22 protein-coding genes are annotated in these 21,014 nt (G+C 74.0%); 15 read left to right on the top strand and 7 right to left on the bottom strand.

What is annotated here, in order from left to right:
• Positions 1-108: 108 nt before the first annotated feature.
• The 8 genes from bioB (at position 109) to Sdi02f_RS25570 (ending at position 8,108) form a co-directional block, all read left to right on the top strand.
• Entirely contained in the window at positions 109-1,341 is a 1,233-nt protein-coding gene (gene bioB, locus Sdi02f_RS25605) for a biotin synthase BioB (protein WP_108934094.1), read from the top strand.
• Positions 1,334-2,620, top strand: coding sequence for an adenosylmethionine--8-amino-7-oxononanoate transaminase (locus Sdi02f_RS25600; RefSeq protein ID WP_030401854.1), 1,287 nt, complete (start codon positions 1,334-1,336; stop codon positions 2,618-2,620). The genes bioB and Sdi02f_RS25600 overlap by 8 nt, the downstream gene beginning before the upstream one ends.
• A gap of 1 nt (position 2,621) precedes the next feature.
• Positions 2,622-3,338 (top strand): dethiobiotin synthase, encoded by a 717-nt coding sequence (bioD, locus tag Sdi02f_RS25595; RefSeq protein ID WP_031081877.1) that lies wholly within the window; start codon positions 2,622-2,624, stop codon positions 3,336-3,338.
• 142 nt (positions 3,339-3,480) lie between these two features.
• Complete coding sequence (locus Sdi02f_RS25590; RefSeq protein ID WP_030401856.1) at positions 3,481-4,158, top strand: class I SAM-dependent methyltransferase; 678 nt, start codon at positions 3,481-3,483, stop codon at positions 4,156-4,158.
• Between the two features lie 84 nt (positions 4,159-4,242).
• Positions 4,243-5,133 (top strand): LLM class F420-dependent oxidoreductase, encoded by an 891-nt coding sequence (locus Sdi02f_RS25585; RefSeq protein ID WP_030401857.1) that lies wholly within the window; start codon positions 4,243-4,245, stop codon positions 5,131-5,133.
• Positions 5,134-5,231: 98 nt separating this feature from the next.
• Positions 5,232-5,657, top strand: coding sequence for a GNAT family N-acetyltransferase (locus tag Sdi02f_RS25580; RefSeq protein WP_030401858.1), 426 nt, complete (start codon positions 5,232-5,234; stop codon positions 5,655-5,657).
• Between the two features lie 82 nt (positions 5,658-5,739).
• Complete coding sequence (locus Sdi02f_RS25575; protein WP_108934093.1) at positions 5,740-7,098, top strand: hemolysin family protein; 1,359 nt, start codon at positions 5,740-5,742, stop codon at positions 7,096-7,098.
• Complete coding sequence (locus Sdi02f_RS25570) at positions 7,095-8,108, top strand: hemolysin family protein (RefSeq protein ID WP_031081881.1); 1,014 nt, start codon at positions 7,095-7,097, stop codon at positions 8,106-8,108. Before Sdi02f_RS25575 ends, Sdi02f_RS25570 begins: the two co-directional genes overlap by 4 nt.
• Before the next feature lie 65 nt (positions 8,109-8,173).
• On the opposite strand, the gene Sdi02f_RS25565 is transcribed toward Sdi02f_RS25570, so the two are convergent.
• Positions 8,174-8,584, bottom strand: a complete 411-nt coding sequence (locus tag Sdi02f_RS25565) for a (R)-mandelonitrile lyase (protein WP_108934092.1) — start codon at positions 8,582-8,584, stop codon at positions 8,174-8,176.
• Between the two features lie 215 nt (positions 8,585-8,799).
• Here Sdi02f_RS25565 and Sdi02f_RS25560 point away from each other — a divergent pair, with 215 nt between their 5' ends.
• From Sdi02f_RS25560 to mug, 3 genes are all read left to right on the top strand, one after another.
• The gene (locus tag Sdi02f_RS25560; protein ID WP_030401862.1) at positions 8,800-9,582 is read left to right on the top strand and encodes an SGNH/GDSL hydrolase family protein; all 783 of its coding nucleotides are present in this window, start codon (positions 8,800-8,802) and stop codon (positions 9,580-9,582) included.
• Between the two features lie 85 nt (positions 9,583-9,667).
• Positions 9,668-11,110 carry an adenylosuccinate lyase gene (purB, locus tag Sdi02f_RS25555; protein ID WP_108934091.1) on the top strand — a complete coding sequence of 481 codons (1,443 nt, stop codon included), beginning with the start codon at positions 9,668-9,670 and terminating at the stop codon, positions 11,108-11,110.
• Between the two features lie 44 nt (positions 11,111-11,154).
• A complete protein-coding gene (gene mug / locus Sdi02f_RS25550; protein ID WP_107049617.1) occupies positions 11,155-11,664 on the top strand; it encodes a G/U mismatch-specific DNA glycosylase in 510 nt (169 codons plus the stop codon).
• Positions 11,665-11,673: 9 nt separating this feature from the next.
• Here mug and Sdi02f_RS25545 read toward each other — a convergent pair whose 3' ends face one another.
• The 3 genes from Sdi02f_RS25545 to Sdi02f_RS25535 form a co-directional block, all read right to left on the bottom strand.
• The gene (locus Sdi02f_RS25545; protein WP_053638186.1) at positions 11,674-12,114 is read right to left on the bottom strand and encodes a hypothetical protein; all 441 of its coding nucleotides are present in this window, start codon (positions 12,112-12,114) and stop codon (positions 11,674-11,676) included.
• A 68-nt stretch (positions 12,115-12,182) separates the two neighbouring features.
• Entirely contained in the window at positions 12,183-12,908 is a 726-nt protein-coding gene (locus Sdi02f_RS25540) for an ABC transporter permease (RefSeq protein ID WP_030401866.1), read from the bottom strand.
• A 2-nt stretch (positions 12,909-12,910) separates the two neighbouring features.
• Complete coding sequence (locus Sdi02f_RS25535) at positions 12,911-13,831, bottom strand: ABC transporter ATP-binding protein (RefSeq protein ID WP_030401867.1); 921 nt, start codon at positions 13,829-13,831, stop codon at positions 12,911-12,913.
• Between the two features lie 108 nt (positions 13,832-13,939).
• Here Sdi02f_RS25535 and Sdi02f_RS25530 point away from each other — a divergent pair, with 108 nt between their 5' ends.
• The 3 genes from Sdi02f_RS25530 (at position 13,940) to Sdi02f_RS25520 (ending at position 17,026) form a co-directional block, all read left to right on the top strand.
• Positions 13,940-15,094, top strand: coding sequence for a sensor histidine kinase (locus tag Sdi02f_RS25530; RefSeq protein WP_108934090.1), 1,155 nt, complete (start codon positions 13,940-13,942; stop codon positions 15,092-15,094).
• A gap of 14 nt (positions 15,095-15,108) precedes the next feature.
• Positions 15,109-15,771 (top strand): response regulator transcription factor, encoded by a 663-nt coding sequence (locus Sdi02f_RS25525; RefSeq protein ID WP_030401869.1) that lies wholly within the window; start codon positions 15,109-15,111, stop codon positions 15,769-15,771.
• A 100-nt stretch (positions 15,772-15,871) separates the two neighbouring features.
• Positions 15,872-17,026, top strand: coding sequence for an ROK family transcriptional regulator (locus tag Sdi02f_RS25520; protein WP_030401870.1), 1,155 nt, complete (start codon positions 15,872-15,874; stop codon positions 17,024-17,026).
• A gap of 107 nt (positions 17,027-17,133) precedes the next feature.
• Here Sdi02f_RS25520 and Sdi02f_RS25515 read toward each other — a convergent pair whose 3' ends face one another.
• Positions 17,134-17,895, bottom strand: a complete 762-nt coding sequence (locus Sdi02f_RS25515; protein ID WP_108934089.1) for a GntR family transcriptional regulator — start codon at positions 17,893-17,895, stop codon at positions 17,134-17,136.
• A gap of 194 nt (positions 17,896-18,089) precedes the next feature.
• Positions 18,090-18,977 carry an RNA polymerase sigma-70 factor gene (locus Sdi02f_RS25510; protein ID WP_055468226.1) on the bottom strand — a complete coding sequence of 296 codons (888 nt, stop codon included), beginning with the start codon at positions 18,975-18,977 and terminating at the stop codon, positions 18,090-18,092.
• Between the two features lie 138 nt (positions 18,978-19,115).
• Here Sdi02f_RS25510 and Sdi02f_RS25505 point away from each other — a divergent pair, with 138 nt between their 5' ends.
• Positions 19,116-19,997, top strand: a complete 882-nt coding sequence (locus Sdi02f_RS25505; RefSeq protein ID WP_030401873.1) for an alpha/beta fold hydrolase — start codon at positions 19,116-19,118, stop codon at positions 19,995-19,997.
• Here the strand turns inward: Sdi02f_RS25505 and Sdi02f_RS25500 are convergent.
• The gene (locus Sdi02f_RS25500) at positions 19,949-20,818 is read right to left on the bottom strand and encodes an alpha/beta fold hydrolase (RefSeq protein ID WP_030401874.1); all 870 of its coding nucleotides are present in this window, start codon (positions 20,816-20,818) and stop codon (positions 19,949-19,951) included. The genes Sdi02f_RS25505 and Sdi02f_RS25500 overlap by 49 nt on opposite strands.
• Positions 20,819-21,014 lie beyond the last annotated feature (196 nt).

Below are 21,014 nucleotides of genomic sequence, written 5' to 3'. Positions count from 1 at the left end.
GCGGTCCGGCCACCCCCGCGAGGTGTGGCAATACCCACACGTCGATCTGTCAGTGTTGTGCGAAGTCTCCTTGGCCGCGGACGGCCCCTTAGGACAGGATCGGCTCTCATGGACCTGCTGAACACGCTGGTGGACAAGGGGCTTCGGCGCGAGTCGCCGACCCGCGAGGAGGCGCTCGCCGTCCTCGCCACTTCCGACGACGACCTGCTCGATGTGGTGGCCGCGGCCGGCAAGGTACGCCGTCACTGGTTCGGCCGACGGGTGAAGCTCAACTACCTCGTCAACCTCAAGTCGGGCCTGTGCCCGGAGGACTGCTCCTACTGCTCGCAGCGGCTGGGCTCCCGGGCGGAGATCCTGAAGTACACCTGGCTCAAGCCCGACCAGGCCTCGGCGGCCGCCGCGGCGGGCGTGTCCGGGGGCGCCAAGCGGGTGTGTCTCGTGGCCAGCGGACGCGGTCCGACCGACCGGGACGTGGACCGGGTCTCGGACACCATCAGGGCCATCAAGGAACAGAACGAGTCCGTCGAGGTGTGCGCCTGCCTGGGTCTGCTCTCCGACGGCCAGGCGGAGCGGCTGCGGGAGGCCGGCGCCGACGCGTACAACCACAACCTCAACACCTCCGAGTCGACGTACGGCGACATCACCACCACGCACACGTACGCCGACCGGGTGGACACGGTGAACAAGGCCCACGCGGCCGGTCTGTCCGCCTGTTCGGGTCTCATCGCGGGCATGGGCGAGAGCGACGAGGACCTGGTCGACGTGGTCTTCTCGCTGCGCGAGCTGGATCCGGACTCCGTGCCGGTCAACTTCCTGATCCCGATGGAGGGCACGCCGCTGGCCGACGAGTGGCACCTCACCCCGCAGCGGTGCCTGCGCATCCTGGCGATGACGCGGTTCGTCTGCCCGGACGTCGAGGTGCGCATCGCGGGCGGGCGCGAGGTCCATCTGCGCACGATGCAGCCGCTCGCGCTGCACCTGGCCAACTCGGTCTTCCTCGGCGACTACCTCACGAGCGAGGGCCAGGCGGGCCACGCGGACCTGGAGATGATCGCGGACGCCGGGTTCGAGGTGGAGGGCGCGGGCGAGGTCACGCTGCCGGAGCACCGCGCCTCGGTGCGGGGTGGCGGCTGCGGCTCGCACGAGGACGGCGGCTGCGGCTCGCACGCGGGTGCCGACGGCGCGGCCGGCGGCACCGGGGGCTGCGGCTCGCACGCGGGCGGTGGGGTGTGCGCCCCCGCGCCCGCGTCCGCGCCGGTCCGGACGGCCGAGGAGCCCCGTACGGACCTGGTCGCGGTGCGCCGCCGCGGCGCCGGGACGGACCTCGCGCCCAATGCCTGAGCCCGCGCTGCACGTCGCCGAGCTGCTGGCGCTGGACCGGCGGCACGTCTGGCACCCGTACGGGCCCATGCCCGGCCGGCAGGACCCGCTCGTCGTGGAGTCGGCGAGCGGGGTGCGGCTGCGGCCGGCCGACGGCTCCGGGGAGCTGGTCGACGGGATGTCGTCCTGGTGGTCGGCGATCCACGGCTACAACCACCCGGTGCTGAACGAGGCGGCGCGCGAGCAGTTGGAGCGGATGAGCCACGTCATGTTCGGCGGGCTCACCCACGAGCCCGCCGTACGGCTGGCGAAGCTCCTTGTCGACATCTCGCCCGAGGGCCTGGAGCACGTGTTCCTCGCCGACTCCGGGTCGGTGTCGGTCGAGGTCGCCGTGAAGATGTGCCTGCAGTACTGGCGCTCCCTCGGCCGCCCCGGCAAGCACCGCCTGCTCACCTGGCGCGGCGGCTACCACGGGGACACGTGGCAGCCCATGTCGGTGTGCGACCCGGAGGGCGGCATGCACGAGCTGTGGTCCGGCGTCCTGCCGCGCCAGGTCTTCGCGGACGCGCCCCCGGCGCGGTACGAGGAGACGTACGCCGACCATCTGCGGTCCCTGATCGAGCGGCACGCCGACGAGCTGGCCGCGGTGATCGTGGAGCCGGTGGTGCAGGGCGCCGGCGGGATGCGCTTCCACTCCCCCGCGTACCTGCGGGTGCTGCGGGAGGCGTGCGACGCGCACGGCGTGCTGCTGGTGTTCGACGAGATCGCCACGGGGTTCGGGCGCACGGGCGCGTTGTTCGCGGCGGAGCACGCGGCGGTGACGCCGGACGTGATGTGCGTGGGCAAGGCGCTGACCGGCGGCTATCTGACGATGGCGGCGACCCTGTGCACCTCGCGGGTGGCCGAGGGCATCTCGCGCGGCGAGGTGCCGGTGCTGGCCCACGGACCGACGTTCATGGGCAATCCGCTGGCCGCGGCGGTGGCGTGCGCGTCGATCGGACTGCTGCTCGGCCAGGACTGGCTCGCGGAGGTCAAGCGGATCGGGGCGGGCCTGAGCGAGGGACTCGCGCCCGCCGCCGGGCTGCCGGGCGTGCGGGACGTACGGGTGCTCGGCGCGATCGGGGTGGTGCAGCTCGACCACGACGTCGACATGCGGGCGGCGACACGGGCGGCCGTGCGCGAGGGCGTGTGGCTGCGGCCGTTCCGCGACCTGGTCTACACCATGCCGCCGTACGTCACGGGCGACGCGGACGTGGCACGGATCGCCCGCGCGGTGTGCGCGGCGGCACGGGAGGGATGACATGCCGGTACTGGTGATCACGGGCACGGGCACGGAGGTCGGCAAGACCGTCGTGACCGCCGCCGTCGCCGCGACGGCCCTGGCGGGCGGCCGGTCGGTGGCGGTGCTGAAGGCCGCGCAGACCGGCGTGGGCCCGGACGAGGCCGGGGACGCCCAGGAGGCGGCGCGGCTCGCGGGTGACGTGACGGTCGCGGAAGTGGCCCGGTTCCCCGAGCCGTTGGCGCCGGGCACGGCGGCGCGCCGGGCCGGACGGGCGCCCGTGCGCCCGCCGGAGGTGGCGGAGGCCGCGGCCAAGCTGGCCACCGAGCACGACCTCGTCCTGGTCGAGGGCGCGGGCGGGCTGCTCGTCCGCTTCGACGCCGCCGGCGGGACGCTGGCGGACGTGGCCGGTCTGCTGGGCGCGCCGGTGCTGCTGGTGGTCCCGGCGGGGCTGGGCACGCTGAACACCACGGAGCTGACGGCTCGCGAGCTGCGCTCCCGGGGCCTGGAGCTGCCCGGGCTGGTGATCGGCAGGTGGCCCGCGGTGGCGGACCTGGCCGCCCGCTGCAACCTCGCGGACCTCCCGGACGTGGCCGGCGCCCCCCTCCTCGGCGCGGTCCCGGAGGGCGCGGGATCCCTCGCCCCGGCCGGCTTCCGGGCGGCGGCGCCGGGCTGGCTGGCGCCGCCCCTGGACGGCACGTGGAACGCGGGGGCCTTCGGCGACCGGCACGGTCCCTGACGGGCGGCGCGTTTGTGACCGGCGGCGCGGGGACGGGGCGCGCGCCGCCGGGGTGCGCCCGGGCGGGTTGCCCGCGCGGTGGGTGCGACGGGCCGGTGCGGGGGAGAATCGCGGTGCGGCGCCGTCTCGTGAGGGAGGTCCCATGCCACTGCGATCCGTCCGGTCCCGCGGGGTGCCGCGGGACGCCGTGCACCATCCGCTGTTCGCCCGTTGCTACGCCCGGCTCAGCACGGGTGCCGAGACCCGGATGGGCATGGCCCGCGTGCGCGAACGGCTGCTCGCCGGGCTGTCCGGGCGGGTGATCGAGGTCGGCGCGGGCAACGGGCTGAACTTCGCGCACTACCCGGGCACCGTCTCCGAGGTCGTCGCCGTCGAGCCGGAGCGCGTGCTGCGCCGGTTGGCGGTGGACGCGGCGCAGCGCGCCCGGGTGCCGGTGGACGTGGTGCCGGGCACCGCGGAGGCGCTGCCGGTCAAGAGCGAGGCGTTCGACGCGGCCGTGGTCTCGCTGGTGCTGTGCAGCGTCCGGGACGTGCCGCGGGCCCTGGCCGAGCTGCGGCGGGTGCTGCGCCCCGGCGGACAGGTGCGGTTCTTCGAGCACGGCCGGGGCGGCGGGCGGGTGATGACCTTCACCCAGGGCGCGCTGGACCGGACGCTGTGGCCCGCCCTGTCCGGCGGCTGCCACCTGTCGCGCGAGCCGGTCGCGGCGCTGCGGGAGGCGGGGTTCGTGCTCGGGCCCTACCGGCGGACGATGATGCCGCCGGAGGGGCCGGCGCTGCCGAGTTCCTACTGCGTGCTGGGCACCGCCTGGCGCTCCTCCTGACAGCCGTGGCCGGGTCTTCCTGCCCCGGGTGCGGAGGTGATTGACTCACCGTGGCCCGAAGTCACCGATGTGTGGGGAGAGTTCATGCCGCGTCCGTTCCGTTTCGGCGTCAACCTGATGAGCGCCGCCCCGGCGGACGAGTGGGACGCCAAGTGCCGCCGGGCCGAGGAACTCGGGTACGACGTGATCCTGGTGCCGGACCACCTCGGCATGCCCGCGCCGTTCCCGGCGCTGGTCGCCGCGGCCCGGGTCACCGAGCGTCCCCGGCTCGGCACGTTCGTGCTCAACGCGGGGTTCTGGAACCCGGCTCTGCTGGCGCGGGAGGTGGCGACCACGGACGCCCTGACGGGCGGGCGCCTGGAACTCGGGCTCGGCACGGGCTACGTCCGCGCGGAGCACGACACCGCGGGTCTGGCCTTCGGCTCGCCCGGGGAACGGGTGGACCACCTGCGGCGCACCGTCGAGGAGCTGGAGCGGCTGCTGGGCGACGAGGAGTGGCTGCCCCGCCCCGTGCAGCGGCCCGGGGTGCCGCTGCTGATCGGCGCGAACGGCGACCGGATGCTGGAGCTGACCGCCCGGCACGCCGACATCGCCGCGTTCACCGGCGGGCGGACCGTGCGGGGAAGCGCGACGGGACAGCTGCTGCCCCTGACCGCCGAGGAGCTCGACGAGCGCGTCGCCCGGTACCGGGAGCTGGCGGCGGGCCGGGGGGAACCGGCGGAGCTGAACCTGCTCGTCCAGATGGTCGCCGTCACCGAGGACCGTGCGGCCGCCGTCCGCCCGTACCTGGAGCACCTGCCCCACCTCACCCCCGGCCAGGCGCTGGAGCTGCCCATCTTCCTGGCCGGGACGCTGGAGCAGATCACCGCGCAGGTGCGGGCGCAGCGGGAGCGGTACGGGTTCACCTACCTCACGGTGCTGGAGCCGTCCATGGAGGCCTTCGCCCCGGTGCTGCGGGCCCTGCGCGAGGACTGACGGGCCACTGGTCCGGTGCCGCGGGCCCGGCGCACGGCGTACCGTCCGCATGCCGGAATCACCCTCGCGGGCCTCGGCACGCGTGGTGGGATCGCGGCATGACCGATGTGCGCATACGGCCCGCCGGGCCCGAGGACCTGGATCCCGTGCTGGCCTTCTGGAAGACGGCCGCCGAGGGGACGAGCATCAGCGACGACCGGGACGGCGTGGAGCGCCTGGTGGCGCGCGACCCCGAGGCGCTGCTCCTGGCCGAGCGGGGCGGCGAGCTGGTGGGCACGGTGATCGCGGGCTTCGACGGCTGGCGCTGTCACCTGTACCGGCTCGCGGTGCACCCGGACCACCGGCGCCGGGGCATCGGGACGGCCCTGCTCGCGGCGGCCGACGACCGCTTCGTCCGGCTCGGCGGGCGCCGCGGGGACGCGATGGTGCTGGTGCGCAACGAGCGGGCCCAGCATGCCTGGCGGGCGGCCGGGTACGAGCCGCAGGAGCAGTGGCGGCGCTGGGTGAAGCACCTGACCGGCTGAGCGCCCGCGAGGCGAAAGGTTGAAGGCTTGAACATCGGGCGAACCTGCGGTTCCTGGCCGATCATGGGTCCGAGGTGAGCCGATGACCGAACTGCTCCTGCTGCTGGTGGCGATCCTGCTCTCGCTCCTGTGCGGCGCCTTCGTCGCGGCCGAGTTCTCGCTGACCACCGTCGAACGGGGCGAACTGGAGCGGGCGGCGGCGCGTGGCGAGCGGGGCGCGGCGAGCGCCCTCAAGGGCGTACGGAACCTGACCTTCCAGCTCTCCGGCGCCCAGCTCGGCATCACCGTCACCAATCTGGTCGTCGGCATGCTCGCCAAGCCGTCGGTCGCGGCGCTGATCTCCGGGCCGCTGGAGGACCTGGGCGTGTCCCGTTCGGCGGCCTCCTCACTGGCCCTGGTGGTGGGCACGGCGCTGTCGACGGTCTTCCTGATGATCGTCGGCGAGCTGGTGCCGAAGAACTGGGCGATCTCCTCGCCGCTGGCCGTGGCCAAGCGGGTGGGCGGCCCGCAACGCTGGTTCAGTGCCGCCTTCCGGCCCTTCATCACCCATCTGAACAACACCGCCAACCGTGTCGTGCGCCGCTTCGGCGTGGAACCCGCGGAGGAACTGGCGTCCGCGCGGGGGCCGCAGGAGCTGGCGGCGCTCGCCCGGCACTCGGCCAAGGAGGGCGCCCTGGAGGCCGACACGGCCGAGTTGTTCGTGCGCACGCTGAACCTGGCCGACCTGACGGCGCAGCAGGTGATGACTCCCCGGGTCCAGGTCGTGGCCCTGGAGGCCCGGGCGACCTGCGAGGACGTGGCGAACGCGACCCGGGCGACGGGCCTGTCCCGGTTCCCCGTCTACCGGGAGACCCTGGACGCGGTGGTCGGCACGGCGCACGTCAAGGACGTCCTGGCGGTGCCCGCCGAGCGGCGGCCGGGGATGCCGGTGGCCGACCTGATGCGCGAGCCGCTGCTCGTGCCCGAGTCCCTGACCGTGGACCGGCTCCTGGACCGGCTCTCCGGCCGGCGCACGATGGCCGTGGTGATCGACGAGTACGGCGGGACGGCGGGCGTGGCCACGCTGGAGGACATCGTCGAGGAGGTCGTCGGCCAGGTGCGCGACGAGCACGATCCGCACGAGACGCCGGACCTCGACGCGGCCGGTACGGACGAGGCGGGGCGCGCGCTGTACCGGGCCGACGGCTCGGCGCGCGTGGACCGGCTCGAACGGCTGGGGCTGCGGGTGCCCGAGGGACCGTACGAGACGGTCGCGGGGCTGATCGCGGCCGGTCTCGGGCGCATCCCCGCCGTCGGTGACCGCCTCGACGTCGCCGGCTGGCGGCTGGACGTCGTGGAGGCGACGGGGCACAGGGCCTCCCGGGTGCTGATGCACGCGCCCCTCGACGACGCGGCCGGGCCCGGCCCCGGCGGGGAGGACGAAGGGGAGGCCGGCCGGTGACCGCCGTACAGCTGCTGATCGGTCTGGCGACGCTGGTCGTCAACGCGTTCTTCGTGGGCGCCGAGTTCGCGCTGATCTCCGTGCGCCGCAGCCAGGTGGAACCGTACGCCGAGGAGGGCGACGCCCGGGCCAGGCGCGTGCTGTGGGGTCTGGAGCACGTCTCGGCGCTGCTGGCCGCGGCGCAGCTCGGCATCACCCTGTGCACGCTGGTCCTCGGCGTGGTCGCGGAACCGGCGATCGCGCACCTGCTGGAGCCGGTGTTCCACGCGGTGGGTGTGCCGTCGGGCGCGGGGCACGCCGTGTCCTTCGTGATCGCGCTGGCGCTGGCGACGTATCTGCACATGCTGCTCGGCGAGATGGTGCCCAAGAACATCGCGCTGGCCGAGCCGGTGCGCAGCGCGCTGCTCCTCGGGCCGCCCCTGGTGGCGCTGTCCCGGGCCCTGCGGCCGGTGATCTTCACCGTCAACGCCTTCGCGAACGGGCTGCTCAAGCTGCTCAGGGTGGAGGCGAAGAACGAGGTGGCGGCGACCTTCACGGACGCGGAGCTGGCGGAGATCGTCAAGGACGCCGGCGAGGCCGGGCTGATCGACGACCGGGCCCGGGAGCGGCTCCGCGACGCCCTGGAGCTGGGCCGCCGGCCGGTGCGGGACGTGGTGCTGCCGCTGGAGCGCGTCGTCCACGCGCGCGTGGGCATCACCCCGGAGCAGTTGGAGCGGCTCTCGGTGCAGTCGGGATTCTCCCGTTTCCCGGTGGTGGACGACGGACGGCGGATCGTCGGCTACCTGCACGTGAAGGACGCCCTGGACGCCTCGCCGCGGGACCTGCCCTTCCGGCTGCGGGACATGCGGCCCATCGCCCGGGTGCGCGAGCGCACCCCGCTCGACGACGTGCTCACCGCCATGCGCCGCAGCCGCACCCACCTGGCGGCGGTGCTCGGCTCGGACGGGCGGCTCGCGGGGCTGGTGACCATGGAGGACGTGCTGAGGGAGCTGTTCGGGCAGCGGACGTGAGCGGTGCCCCCGGCCCGTCGGCGGGGCGGTGCCGCGGTCAGCCGGTGGCCGGGGCGGCGGCGCGGTCAGCCGGTGGCCGGGGCGGCGGCGTACTCCTCGTCGGTGACGGGGGTCAGCCAGTGCACGACGTCGTGGTCGGCGTCCGCCTCGTTGACGGCCAGGTGCACCATGAGGCGGTCGGGCGCCGCGCCGTGCCAGTGCTCCTCGTCGGCCTCGAACAGGACGCGGTCGCCGGGGCGGATGACCTCGACGGGACCACCGCGACGCTGGCACAGGCCGATCCCCTCGGTCACGAAGACGGTCTGGCTCAGCGGGTGCCGGTGCCAGTGGGTGCGCGCGCCGGGCATGAAGTGGACGAGGTTGGCAGTGACCCTGGACGGCGCGGGGGCAGCGGCGACGGCGTCGATGTAGACGTCGCCGGTGAACCAGTCGGCCGGTCCCTTGACGGTGTTGATCGAGCTGCGTGTGATCTGCACGGGTCTTCCTTGTCTGCTTGATCCATTGATCTCTTGATCCGGTTTCTTGACTGCCGGTGCGCCGGGCGGCGACGGGCGCCGCCGCGCCCCCTGTCTTCCAGGTAACGCCCGTTCCCCGCGGGCAGCGAGTCACCGCGGGGGGACGTACTGGCGGTACGCCCTTCCCGAGGGCGACCGACCGGCGGGTATGTGCAGGCGATACCATGTCCGTCGCCATGCAGACGAACCCCGCCTACACCAGCCTCGTCGCCGTCGGCGACTCCTTCACCGAGGGCATGTCGGACCTGCTGCCCGACGGCTCCTACCGGGGCTGGGCCGACCTCCTCGCCGCCCGGATGGCGGCCCGCTCCCCCGGCTTCAGGTACGCCAACCTCGCGGTGCGCGGGAAGCTGATCGGACAGATCGTCGACGAGCAGGTGGACGTGGCCGCCGCCATGGGAGCCGACGTGATCACCCTGGTCGGCGGGCTCAACGACACGCTGCGGCCCCAGTGCGACATGGCCCGGGTGCGGGACCTGCTGACCCAGGCCGTGGAGCGGCTCGCCCCGAACTGCAAGCAGCTGGTGCTGATGCGCAGCCCGGGCCGGCAGGGCCCGGTCCTCGAACGGTTCCGTCCGCGCATGGAGGCGCTGTTCGCCGTCGTCGACGACCTCGCGCAGCAGCACGGCGCGGTCGTCGTCGACCTGTACGCGGCCCGGTCGCTGGCCGACCCCCGCATGTGGGACGCGGACCGGCTGCACCTGACGGCCGAGGGCCACCGCAGGGTCGCGGAGGCGGTGTGGCAGTCGCTCGGTCACGAACCCGAGGACCCCGACTGGCACGCCCCGGTCCCCGCGACGCCGCCGCCGGGCTGGGTGGCGCGCAGGACCGCGGACGTCCGGTTCGCCCGGCAGCACCTGCTGCCGTGGATCGGCCGCAGGCTGACCGGCCGCTCGTCCGGGGACGGCCTGCCGCCCAAGCGCCCGGAGCTGCTCCCCTACGGGGACCCCGCGCGGTGAGCCCCGGCACCGGGGCCCCTTCGTAGCTTCCGACGAACCACCCCGCGACGCCGACCTGCACGAATCGCCAGTAGAATCCGTCCACGTGACTTCCGCTCCCGCCAAGCCCCGCATCCCGAACGTCCTCGCCGGACGCTACGCCTCCGCCGAGCTCGCCACGCTCTGGTCGCCCGAGCAGAAGGTGAAGCTGGAGCGCCGGCTCTGGCTCGCCGTGCTGCGGGCCCAGAAGGATCTGGGCATCGAGGTGCCCGACGCCGCGCTCGCCGACTACGAGCGCGTCCTCGACCAGGTCGACCTGGCCTCGATCGCCGAGCGCGAGAAGGTCACGCGACACGACGTGAAGGCGCGGATCGAGGAGTTCAACGACCTCGCCGGGCACGAGCACGTGCACAAGGGCATGACCTCCCGCGACCTCACGGAGAACGTCGAGCAGCTCCAGATCCGGCTCTCCCTCGAACTGGTCCGGGACCGTTCGGTGGCCGTCCTGGCCCGCCTCGGCAGGCTGGCCGGCGAGTACGGCGAGCTGGTCATGGCCGGCCGCTCCCACAACGTCGCCGCGCAGGCCACGACGCTGGGCAAGCGGTTCGCCACCGCCGCCGACGAGCTGCTCGTGGCGTACGGCCGCCTGGAGGAGCTGCTCGGCCGCTACCCGCTGCGGGGCATCAAGGGCCCCGTCGGCACCGCACAGGACATGCTGGACCTGCTCGGCGGCGACGCGGGCAAGCTCGCCGAGCTGGAGCAGCGGATCGCCGGGCACCTCGGCTTCTCGCAGGCGTTCACCTCGGTCGGCCAGGTCTACCCGCGCTCCCTGGACTACGAGGTCGTCACCGCGCTGGTGCAGCTCGCGGCGGCGCCCTCCTCGCTGGCCAAGACGATCCGGCTGATGGCCGGGCACGAGCTGGTCACCGAGGGCTTCAAGCCCGGCCAGGTCGGCTCGTCCGCGATGCCGCACAAGATGAACACCCGCTCCTGCGAGCGCGTCAACGGCCTGATGGTGATCCTGCGCGGCTACGCCTCGATGACCGGCGAGCTGGCGGGCGACCAGTGGAACGAGGGCGACGTGTCCTGCTCGGTGGTGCGCCGGGTGGCGCTCCCCGACGCGTTCTTCGCGCTGGACGGGCTCCTGGAGACGTTCCTGACCGTGCTCGACGAGTTCGGTGCCTTCCCGGCCGTCGTGGCCCGGGAACTCGACCGCTACCTGCCGTTCCTGGCCACCACCAAGGTGCTGATGGGCGCGGTGCGGGCCGGTGTGGGCCGCGAGGTCGCCCACGAGGCGATCAAGGAGCACGCCGTCGCCTCCGCGCTGGCGATGCGCGAGCGGGGTGCCGAGCGCAACGAACTCCTGGACAAGCTGGCCGCCGACGCGCGCATCCCGCTGGACGGTGCGGCGCTGGACGCGCTGATGGCCGACAAGCTCTCCTTCACCGGCGCCGCCGCCGACCAGGCCGGTACCGTCGTCGGCCGGATCGAGGAGATCGTCAAGCGGCACCCGGAGGCCGCGGGCTACACCCCCGGAGCCATCCTCTGACCCGCTTCACCCGCGCCGAGCTGGAGGCCGCCCGCGACCGTCTGCTGCCGGACGTCGTCGCGGACGGCCTGCGCGTGCTGTTCTGCGGCATCAACCCGGGTCTGCTGTCGGCGGCGACGGGGCACCACTTCGCCCGTCCCGGCAACCGCTTCTGGCCGGTCCTGCACCTGTCCGGGTTCACGCCCCGGCTGCTGAAGCCGTCGGAACAGCACGAGCTGCCGTCGTACGGGCTCGGCATCACCAACGTCGTGGCGCGGGCCAGCGCGCGGGCGGACGAGCTGAGCGCCGAGGAGTACCGGGAGGGCGGGCGGCTGCTGGTCGCGAAGGTGGCACGGCTGAAGCCCCGCTGGCTGGCCGTGGTCGGCGTCACCGCCTACCGGACCGCCTTCGACGAGCGGAAGGCTCGCGTCGGCCCCCAGGAGCGGACGTTGGGCGGGACGCGGGTGTGGGTGCTGCCCAACCCGAGCGGACTCAACGCGCACTGGACGGCGCAGACGATGGCCGAGGAGTTCGCCCGGCTGCGGGTCGCCGCGGAGGAACGGCCGGGGGCGTAGGCGGGGCGGTCACGGCGGTGCCTCCCGCGTGACCACGGCCAGCAGCCGTACCTCGTCCGCCTCGTCGCGGTCGGCGACGGCCACCGCGACCCAGCGGCCGGTGCCCCGCGCCTCCCAGAGGCAGGCCACGCGGGCGCGGGCGCTCAGGCCGGCCCACGGCTCGGGTATCTCCTCCCGCTCGGTGCGCAGCAGGACCGTCTGCAGGTTCCAGGGGGCCGTCTCGCCCCAGCGCGCGGCGAGCCGTTCCCCGAGCGCGTCCCGCTCCTTCTCGTACTGCTCCACCGTCACCGCCCGCTCCGCCGGGTCGCGGCCGGCGAGGCCCTGGCTGCTCTCCAGCACCGCCGTGAAGCACCCGGGGCCCGCCGGGTCCCCGTCCGGCGGGCCGTGCTCCGCCGGGAAGGGCCGGAAGCACAGCTCGTCGATGAGGGCGAGGTGCCGCGCGATGTCCATGCGTCCAGTAAACCCGCAGCCACTGACAATTGGCGGGGCGTCAGCCGGGCCCCGCCGGCCGCCCGTGCTCAGGCGTCCCGGCTGCGCAGGCGCCAGAACCCGGCCAGGAGGGCGGCCGCCGTCCACAGCGCGGTCACCGCGAGCCCCGTCCAGGGTCCCAGGGCGCCCTCGTACGTCTGGTGGAGGACGGTCTGCCCCGCCCTGTCCGGCAGGAAGTCGGCGACGGTGCCCGCCGCGTCCCCGATCACGAAGGAGACGACGAGGATGAACGGGACCAGGGTGGACAGGGTGGCCACTCCGCTGCGGAACAGGGCGGTGAGCCCGGCCGCGAACAGGGCCATGAGCATGAGGTAGATCCCGCAGCCCACGACACCGCGGATCTGCTCCCCGGCGGTGAGTCCGCCCGCCGCCGCGCCGAGGCCCGCACGAGCGGCGAACAGGGCGGCGAGCGCGGTGACCAGACCCACCCCGAGCGCCGGTACGGCGACGACGGCCAGCTTCGCCGCGAACCACCGGCCGCGCTGGGGGACCGCGGCCAGGGTGAGCCGGATTCCGTTGCCCTGGTACTCGCTGGAGACGACGACGGCACCGAAGGCGATGGCCGCGATCTGGCCCGGCATGACCCCGGACAGGGCCGTGAACAGCGGGTCGAATTCCGGGTCGGAGGTGTCGGACACTCCGGCCAGCGCGGAGAACGCGGTGGTGGCGGCGAACAGGGCCAGCAGCGCGCCGCACAGCGAACGCAGGGTGAGCACCTTGAGCGCCTCCGCGCGGAGGACGGGCGCGAGATCCATGGTCAGGCCTCCTGGGGCTGTGCGGTGAACTCGGTCTCGGTGGCGGTCAGGTCGAGGTAGGCCTGTTCCAGCGTGCCTTCGTCCGCGGCCAGTTCGAGGACGGGCACCCCCGCGCCGGACACGATCCGGCCGATGTCGTCCACGCGCGCGTGGTGCACGGTCCAGTACCCGTCGTCGTGGTCCACGGCGTCGTGGCCGTGCCGGGCGAGCGCGGCCTTCAGAGCGGTCGCGTCCGGCGTCCGGATGCGGACCCGTGGCCGTACGCGGGCGTCGATGAACTCCCGCATCGGCGTGTCGGCGAGCAGGCGGCCCCGGCCGAGGACGACCAGGTGGTCGGCGAAGGACGCGGTCTCGTTCATGAGGTGGCTGGAGACGAGGACGGTGCGCCCCTCGTCCGCGAGCCCGCGCAGGAGTTCGCGGATCCAGACGATGCCCTCGGGGTCCAGCCCGTTGGACGGCTCGTCCAGGAGCACCACTTGGGGGTCGCCCAGGAGCGCGGCGGCGATGCCCAGCCGCTGGCGCATGCCCAGGGAGTACGTCTTCACCCTGCGGTGGGCCACGGACGCGATACCCGTCTGCTCCATCACCTCGTCGACCCGGCGGGCGGCGACACGGTTGCTGGCCGCCAGGACGCGCAGATGGCCGCGGCCGGTACGCGAGCCGTGGGCGGCGTCCGCGTCGAGCAGGGCGCCGACGTGCCGCAGCGGCTCGCGCAGGGTGGTGTAGGCGCGTCCGCCGACGGTCGCGGTCCCGGAGGTGGGCCGGTCCAGGCCGAGGACGAGCCGCATGGTGGTCGACTTGCCGGCTCCGTTGGGGCCGAGGAAGCCGGTGACGCGGCCGGGGCGCACGGTGAAGGTGAGGTCGTCGACGGCTCGTCGGGTGCCGTACTCCTTGGTGAGGTGGTGGACGTCGATGCTGGTCATGGCAGCAGCGTGCCGGTCGGTGCGGGGGCGGGGCCTCCCCCGTCGGTGGAGATCCCCTCCCCCGTGCGGGGGAGGTCGGGTGCCGGTGGCGGCTGACAGGATGAGTGGATGGTCCGCTTGCTGCGCCCGCTGTGCCGGGGGACGACGTACACACGACTGCTGCATCTGTGGGTGCCGATGCTCGTGGTCAGTGTGTGGATGTTCATCGACGAGCGCTCCATGTGGGTGCCCGCGGCGGTGCTGGTCCCGGTCGGGCTCGTCCCGGCGGTGCGTACCGGCGAGGGCGTGCAGGCCCGTCTGCTCCTGACGCCCGGCATCGACGACTCCTCCTTCTCGGTGGCGCCCTCCGCGCACTGGCGCGACCGGCTGCGCACGGTGGTGTGGCTGCAGGTGCGCATGCTGCTGGGCGCCCTGACCACGGGCGTCTGTGTCTGGCTGCCGGTTCTCGCCGTCGAGCTGGTCCGGCACGCCCTGGGCCACCGGGTGGACCTACCGTTCCTGCGGAACGCGGCGCCGCACTGGGCGTACGCCCTCCTCGCCCCGCTCCCCCTCCTCGCCCTGTACGGCGCCGTGGTCGGCCTCGGCGCCGTGGCCACGGCGGCGGCCCGCGCGTTGCTCGGACCGTCCGCCGCCGAACGGCTCTCCGCCCTGGAGGAACGCACCGAGCAACTCCTGGAACGCACCCGCATCGCACGCGAGCTGCACGACTCCATCGGCCACGCGCTGACCGTCGCCGTCGTCCAGGCGGGGGCCGCCCGCGCGGCGAACAGCGCGGAGTTCACCGACCGGGCCCTGACCGCCATCGAGGAGACCGGCCGGGCGGCCCTGGAGGATCTGGAACGGGTGCTCGGCGTGCTGCGCGAGTCGGAGCGGCCGGCGAGCAGCAGACCGACGCTCGCGGACGCCGACCGCCTGCTGGAGTCCGCCCGGGCCTCGGGGGCCAAGGTCGACGCCGAGGTCGCGGGCCCGCTCGAGACGCTGCCCGGCCATGTCTCCCGCGAGGGCTACCGCATCCTCCAGGAGGCGCTGACCAACGTGCTGCGGCACGCGGGTGCCGTGCCCGCACGGGTCCGCGTCGAGGTGGTGGACGGGGCGCTCACGCTGGACGTGCGCAATCCGCTGCCGGACGCGAGATCCGCGCCGGGACGCGACGGCGGCCTGCGGGGCATACGCGAACGGGCCGCGCTCCTGGGCGGCCGGGCGCACACGGGCCCGGACGACGCCGGTGACTGGACGGTGCGCGTCGAGCTGCCGCCGGGCTGATCTAGGCTGGCCGGATGCCGGTCAGAGTGCTCCTCGTCGACGACGAACCCCTGGTGCGCGCCGGTCTGCGGGCCGTGCTGGAGGCCCAGCCGGACATCGAGGTGGCCGGTGAGGCTGCCGACGGGGCGGCGGTGATTCCGCTGGTGCGAAAGGTGCGGCCGGACGTGGTGGCCATGGACGTCCGGATGCCGCTGCTGGACGGCATCGAGGCCACGCGCGCGCTGCTGCGGACGGTGCCCGAACCGCCGAAGATCCTCGTGGTGACGACCTTCGAGAACGACGAGTACGTGTACGAGGCGCTGCGCGCGGGTGCCGACGGGTTCCTGCTCAAGCGCGCCCGTCCGGCCGAGATCGTGCACGCGGTACGCCTGATCGCCGAGGGCGAGTCCCTGCTGTTCCCGTCCTCGGTGCGCCGGCTGGCCGCCGAGTACGGCGACGGCGGCGGCAACCGTGCGGCCCGCGCGGTGCTGGACCGGGCCCGGCTCACCGAGCGGGAGGGCGAGGTGCTGCGGCTGATGGCGCGGGGGCTGTCGAACGCGGAGATCGCCGCACGGCTGGTGGTCGGGACGGAGACGGTGAAGTCGCACGTGAGCGCCGTACTGGCGAAGCTCGGGGCGCGGGACCGCACCCAGGCGGTGATCACGGCGTACGAGTCGGGGTTCGTGGCACCCGGTTGAGCAGCGGCCGTGGTCCCGGAAGGGGCGGACCGGCGCTCGCCGGAGGCCGGCGGGCCGAGTACCATCCGGCCAACACGCGCACTAGCTGGGAGGACGGACCGTGGCAGGCCTGACCGGCGGGGATCCGTCGCTGTTGCGGAGGATCAACTCCGCTGTGGTGCTGCACGCGTTGCGTGCGACGGACTCCGCGACGCTGACGGAGATCACCCGGGTGACGGGGCTGTCCCGGCCGACCGTCGAGGGCGTCGTGGAGGGGCTGATCGAGGCCGGTCTGGTCGTCGAGGCGGCCGCCGGCGAGGGGACCGCCCGGCGACAGGGCCGTCCCGCGCGGCGGTTCCGGTTCCGGGCGGAGGCCGGGCACCTGCTGGGCCTGGAGATCGGCCCGCACCGCGTCGCCGCGCTCCTGTCCGGCCTGGACGGCCGGGTGATCGGCGCCCAGGCCAAGGACGTGGACGAGAACGCGTCGGCCGACGAGCGGCTGGAGCGGCTGCGCACGGCCGTCGCCGAGCTGCTGCGCCGGGCCGGTGTGGCCCGCGGTTCCCTGCGTGCGGTCGGCGCGGCCACGCCGGGCATCGTCGAGGCGGACGGCACGGTGCGGTTGGGGACGGCGCTGCCGGGATGGACGGGCCTCGGGCTGGGCGAACGGCTGCGGCGTTCCTTCAAGTGCCCGGTGCTGGTCGAGAACGACGCGAACGCGGCGGCGGTCGCCGAGCACTGGAAGGGCTCCGCCACCGAGTGCGAGGACATGGTGTTCGTGCTGGCCGGGCTCAGTCCCGGGGCGGGGGCGCTGATCGGCGGACGGCTGCACCGGGGCTACGGCGGGGCGGCCGGGGAGATCGGGGCGCTGCACCTGCTGGGCCGGGACGTGACGCCGGAGACGCTGCTGTCGACCACGGACCAGCCGCTGCACCCGCTGGACGAGCAGGCCGTCGCCAAGGTCTTTGCCGAGGCCCGGGACGGGGACGAGCGGGCCCGCGCGGCGGTCGAGCGGTTCATCCAGCGGCTGGTGCACGACGTGGCGGCCCTGTCGCTCGCCCTCGATCCCGAGATGGTCGTCATCGGCGGCTGGGCGGCCGGGCTGGACGGCGTGCTGGAGCCGTTGCGCCAGGAACTGGCCCGCTACTGCCTGCGTCCGCCGCGGGTGGCCCTGTCGTTGCTCGGCGAGGCCGCCGTGGCCACGGGCGCGCTGCGGCTGGCCCTCGACCACGTGGAGGAGCAGCTCTTCGCGGTCGAGGGCGCGACGGCCCGCCGCTGACCGGGAACCGTCGGCCTGCGGGCACGACGGGAGCGCCGCCGGGTGATGGGCCCGGACGGCCGGGGGTGGGGCAGCGGGCCGGCGGGCCCCGGTGGCGGACCCAGGGGTCAGGAGGCCCGGGTTTCGGGGCCGTGGTGGATCTGCACGTCGCCCGAGTCGCCGAAGGTCAGCCGGCAGGTGTCCGCGCGGTAGGTGGCGACGGAGAGGGCGGCGGTACGGCCCTCGGCGAGGTAGCGGGTGGTGACCACGAGGACGGGCGCGCCGGGGAGGCGGTCCAGTTCCTTCGCGTCGTCCGTGCCGGCCGAGCCCAGCTCGACGGCGCTCTCCCGCCCCTCCAGCGTCCCGCGCTGCAGTTCCCGCAGCACGGCACGCGCGCGTGCGGCGCCCGAGGGCGCGTCGATGGCGGGGAGACCGGGCACCGAGGACGAGGGGACGTACAGCAGTTCCGCGGCGACCGGCTGGCCGTGGCTCACGCGGGAGCGGCGGACGGTGTGGACGGGCTCGTCGCGGCCCGTCTCCAGGGCGTCGGCCACGGCGGCGGGCGGTGCCGCGAGGACGCAGTCGGCCGGCTGCCAGGCGTCGTCGGCCGTGCCGGGCCAGGCGTGCTCCGGGGTGTCGACGGCCACGCCGACGCGCGGCGGGGCCACGGTCGTACCGACGCCGCGCCTGCGCTGGAGCCTGCCCTCCAGCTCCAACTGTTCCAGGGCCTGGCGGAGGGTCGCGCGGGCGACGCCGAAGCGGGCCGCGAGGTCGCGTTCGTTGGGCAGCACCTCACCCACCTCGAACTCCGAGTCCAGGGCCTCGCTGAGCACGGTCCTGAGGTGCCAGTACTTGGGCTCCGGCACCCGTTCCAACTGCGTGGTCCCCACCCTGTCCTCGCAATCGCCGTGGTACGGCGGCGTTTTGACGCCCTTGTTTATTAAAGGTTGTTGCAGTTCTCTGCGACGATAAAACGCCCCACCCCCTTGGTCAAGACCAATCCGGCGAACGGGACGGCCCCGGCCCCCGTCGGGGAACGGGGACCGGGACCGGAGAGCGCGGAGAGCGCGGAGAGGCGGCGGGGCTAGGGGGTGTCGGCCAGGGACACCAGTTTGTCCGGGTTGCGAATGATGTACACCGCCTGGATGCGCCCGTCGGCGACGTCCACCTGGACCACGGAGTCCGGCTTGCCGCCGGAGCGGACCAGCACGGCGGGGCCGCCGTTGAGCTCCACGAAGTGGAAGGAGGCGTCGGGGACGCCCTGCCGGGCGACGCCGAGCAGGAAGCGGCCCACCTTGTCGGAGCGCTCCAGCACGCGCAGCGGCGCCTTGGACCGGCCCCCGCTGTCCCCCACCAGCCGGACGTCGGGAGCGAGGGTGGCCAGCAGGCCGGCCAGGTCGCCCTCGGCCGCGGCGGCGAGGAAGCGTTCGGTGAGGGCGCGGCGCTGCGCCGGGTCGACGTCGTAGCGGGGCCGCCGCTCCTCGACGTGCTTGCGGGCGCGTCCGGCGAGCTGGCGCACCGCGGCCTCGCCGCGCTCCAGCATGGTGGCGATCTCCGCGTAGGGGTAGCCGAACGCCTCCCTGAGCACGAACACCGCCCGCTCCAGCGGGGACAGCGACTCCAGGACGACGAGGACGGCCAGCGAGACCGAGTCGGCGAGCACGGCCCGCTCGGCGGTGTCCGCCACGGCGTCCCCGAAGTCGGTGGCGTACGGCTCGGGCAGCCACGGCCCGACGTAGGTCTCGCCGCGCGACTTGATCTGGCGCAGCCGGTCGATGGCGAGGCGGGTGGTGACGCGCACCAGGTAGCCCCGGGGTTCGCGCACGGCGGCCCGGTCGGCGCCGGACCAGCGCAGCCAGGCCTCCTGGACCACGTCCTCCGCGTCCGCCAGGCGGCCCAGCATGCGGTAGGCGACGCCCAGGAGGACGGGCCGGTGCTCTTCGAAGACGTCGGTCGCGGTGTCGGTGGTCACCGTTCCATCCCAGCGGACGCGTCCGGCGGTGTCCAGGCGGAATCACCCCGGTCCGGCACTGGGGCTACCCGTCGGTAGCTCTTACTGACAAGCTGTCTACCCGACGTCCGCCCGCCACGCGTTCCGACAAGGAGTCCCATGCCGTCCGTGACACTCTCCTTCACGGCCCCCACCGGGCACGGCCCGCAGGACATCACCCTCGCCTACGCCCGCTCGGGCACCGGCGAGCCGCTGCTCCTGCTGCACGGCATCGGCCATCACCGGCAGGCCTGGGACCCGGTGGTGGACATCCTCGCCACCGAGCGCGAGGTGATCGCCGTGGACCTGCCGGGCTTCGGGGAGTCGTCGGCACTGCCGCCCGGCCTGCCGCACGACCTGCCGACGACGAACGCGGTGCTCGGCGCCTTCTGCGCGGCCCTGGGCCTGGACCGCCCGCACGTGGCGGGCAACTCGCTGGGCGGCCTGCTGGCACTGGAGCTCGGCCGCAGGAACCTGGTGCGGTCGGTGACCGCGCTGTCCCCGGCCGGCTTCTGGACGCGGCCCGAGCGGCGCTACGCCTTCGGTGTCCTGACCGGCATGCGCCGCACGGCGCGCGGTCTGCCGCTCCCCCTCGTCGAACGGCTGTCCCGCACGGCCCTCGGCCGCACCGCCCTGACCAGCACGATCTACGCCCGCCCCGCACGGCGCTCCCCCGAGGCCGTGGTCGCCGAGACCCTGGCGCTCGCGCGTGCCGAGGGGTTCGCCGAGACGCTGCGGGCCGGCCGGAGCGTGCTGTTCACCGATGACGTGCCGGGCGTCCCCGTCACCGTGGCCTGGGGCGACCGTGACCGGCTGCTCCTGCCCCGGCAGGGGATACGCGCCAAGCGGACCATCCCGCGCGCGCGGCTGGTACGGCTGCGCGGCTGCGGCCACGTCCCCATGAACGACGACCCGGCGCTGGTGGCCCGCGTCGTCCTGGACGGCAGCCGTGCTCAGGACGCGAGCGCGGCGAGGACCTCCTTCAGCACGGTCGCGTTGTAGGGCATGCTCACGTGCGGGGTGTGGTCGTCCGGATCGATGTCCTGCAGGACGATGTTCTTGACGTAGCGTCCCTCCGTCTGTTCCAGGGCGCACGAGGTGTACGGGGTGACCACGTCGTCGTACTTCGTGGCGATGACGGTGTGGCGGACCCCCTCCGTCGTCTCGCCGAGATCGGCCAGCTCGCGCTGGAAGGGGTGGTCGTGCTGCAGTTGCGGCCAGGCCGGCACGACCTCCCCGACGGCGCCCTGTTCGAGGAGTTCCACCGCACCCGGGATCTGGCGGGCCAGGTTCATCAGGCCCTGGGCGGTGACGCCGTGATTGCTGGGTGAGATGCCGACGAAATTGTGCACCTTGGGCCCGCCGCCCAGCGCGTTGAGGAAGTAACGCGGCATCATGCCGCCCTGCGAGAAGCCGACGAGGTCGACCTGCTGGGCCCCGGTGCGGCGGAGCACTTCGTCGACGAATTCGGCGAGTTGCCGCGCGGAGTGCTTGATGTCGCCGAGGCCGAAGATCACCGGATTGCCGTGCTGGCCGTAGTCGAGCCGGAAGACCCGGTGCCCGTGCTCGCGCAGCAGGGGGGTCGCGGTGTTCCAGGTGTAGCCGCGATTGCCGAAGGTGCCGTGCACGAGCACCACCGGACGCGGATGTTCCTCGCTCGGTGGGGCGTTCCAGTCGTCCTCTCCCGCCTGGACGTCGACGGTGGCGATGACCTGTGCTCCGCCGGCCTGGACGACCGCGCCCACGCGGTGCGGAGACTCGGTGATGTCGGTGACGACGTCGTCCGAATTGAGGCCGGGAAGACGGGGGTTGATGAAGCTCACGGTGCGCTCCCTTGCTTTGGGGAATGCGGTCGGGGTGGGACCGGTTTCCCAGTCTCACGTCCATCGAATTCCGCAACGATCCCTCGGGCGGGGGAAAGAATTCACTCCATGAAGTAAGTAGGGTTCACATTTTCGAATCACTCGGAGAGAGGGTGCGGAACAGGTGGCCGGGGGCGTGTTCCTTTCACCGCGCGCC

This window comes from Streptomyces ardesiacus (assembly GCF_003112575.1).
Lineage (GTDB): Bacteria > Actinomycetota > Actinomycetes > Streptomycetales > Streptomycetaceae > Streptomyces > Streptomyces ardesiacus.
The sequence above is the reverse complement of the archived record's forward strand: the minus strand, read 5'-3'. Positions and strand labels throughout refer to the sequence as shown.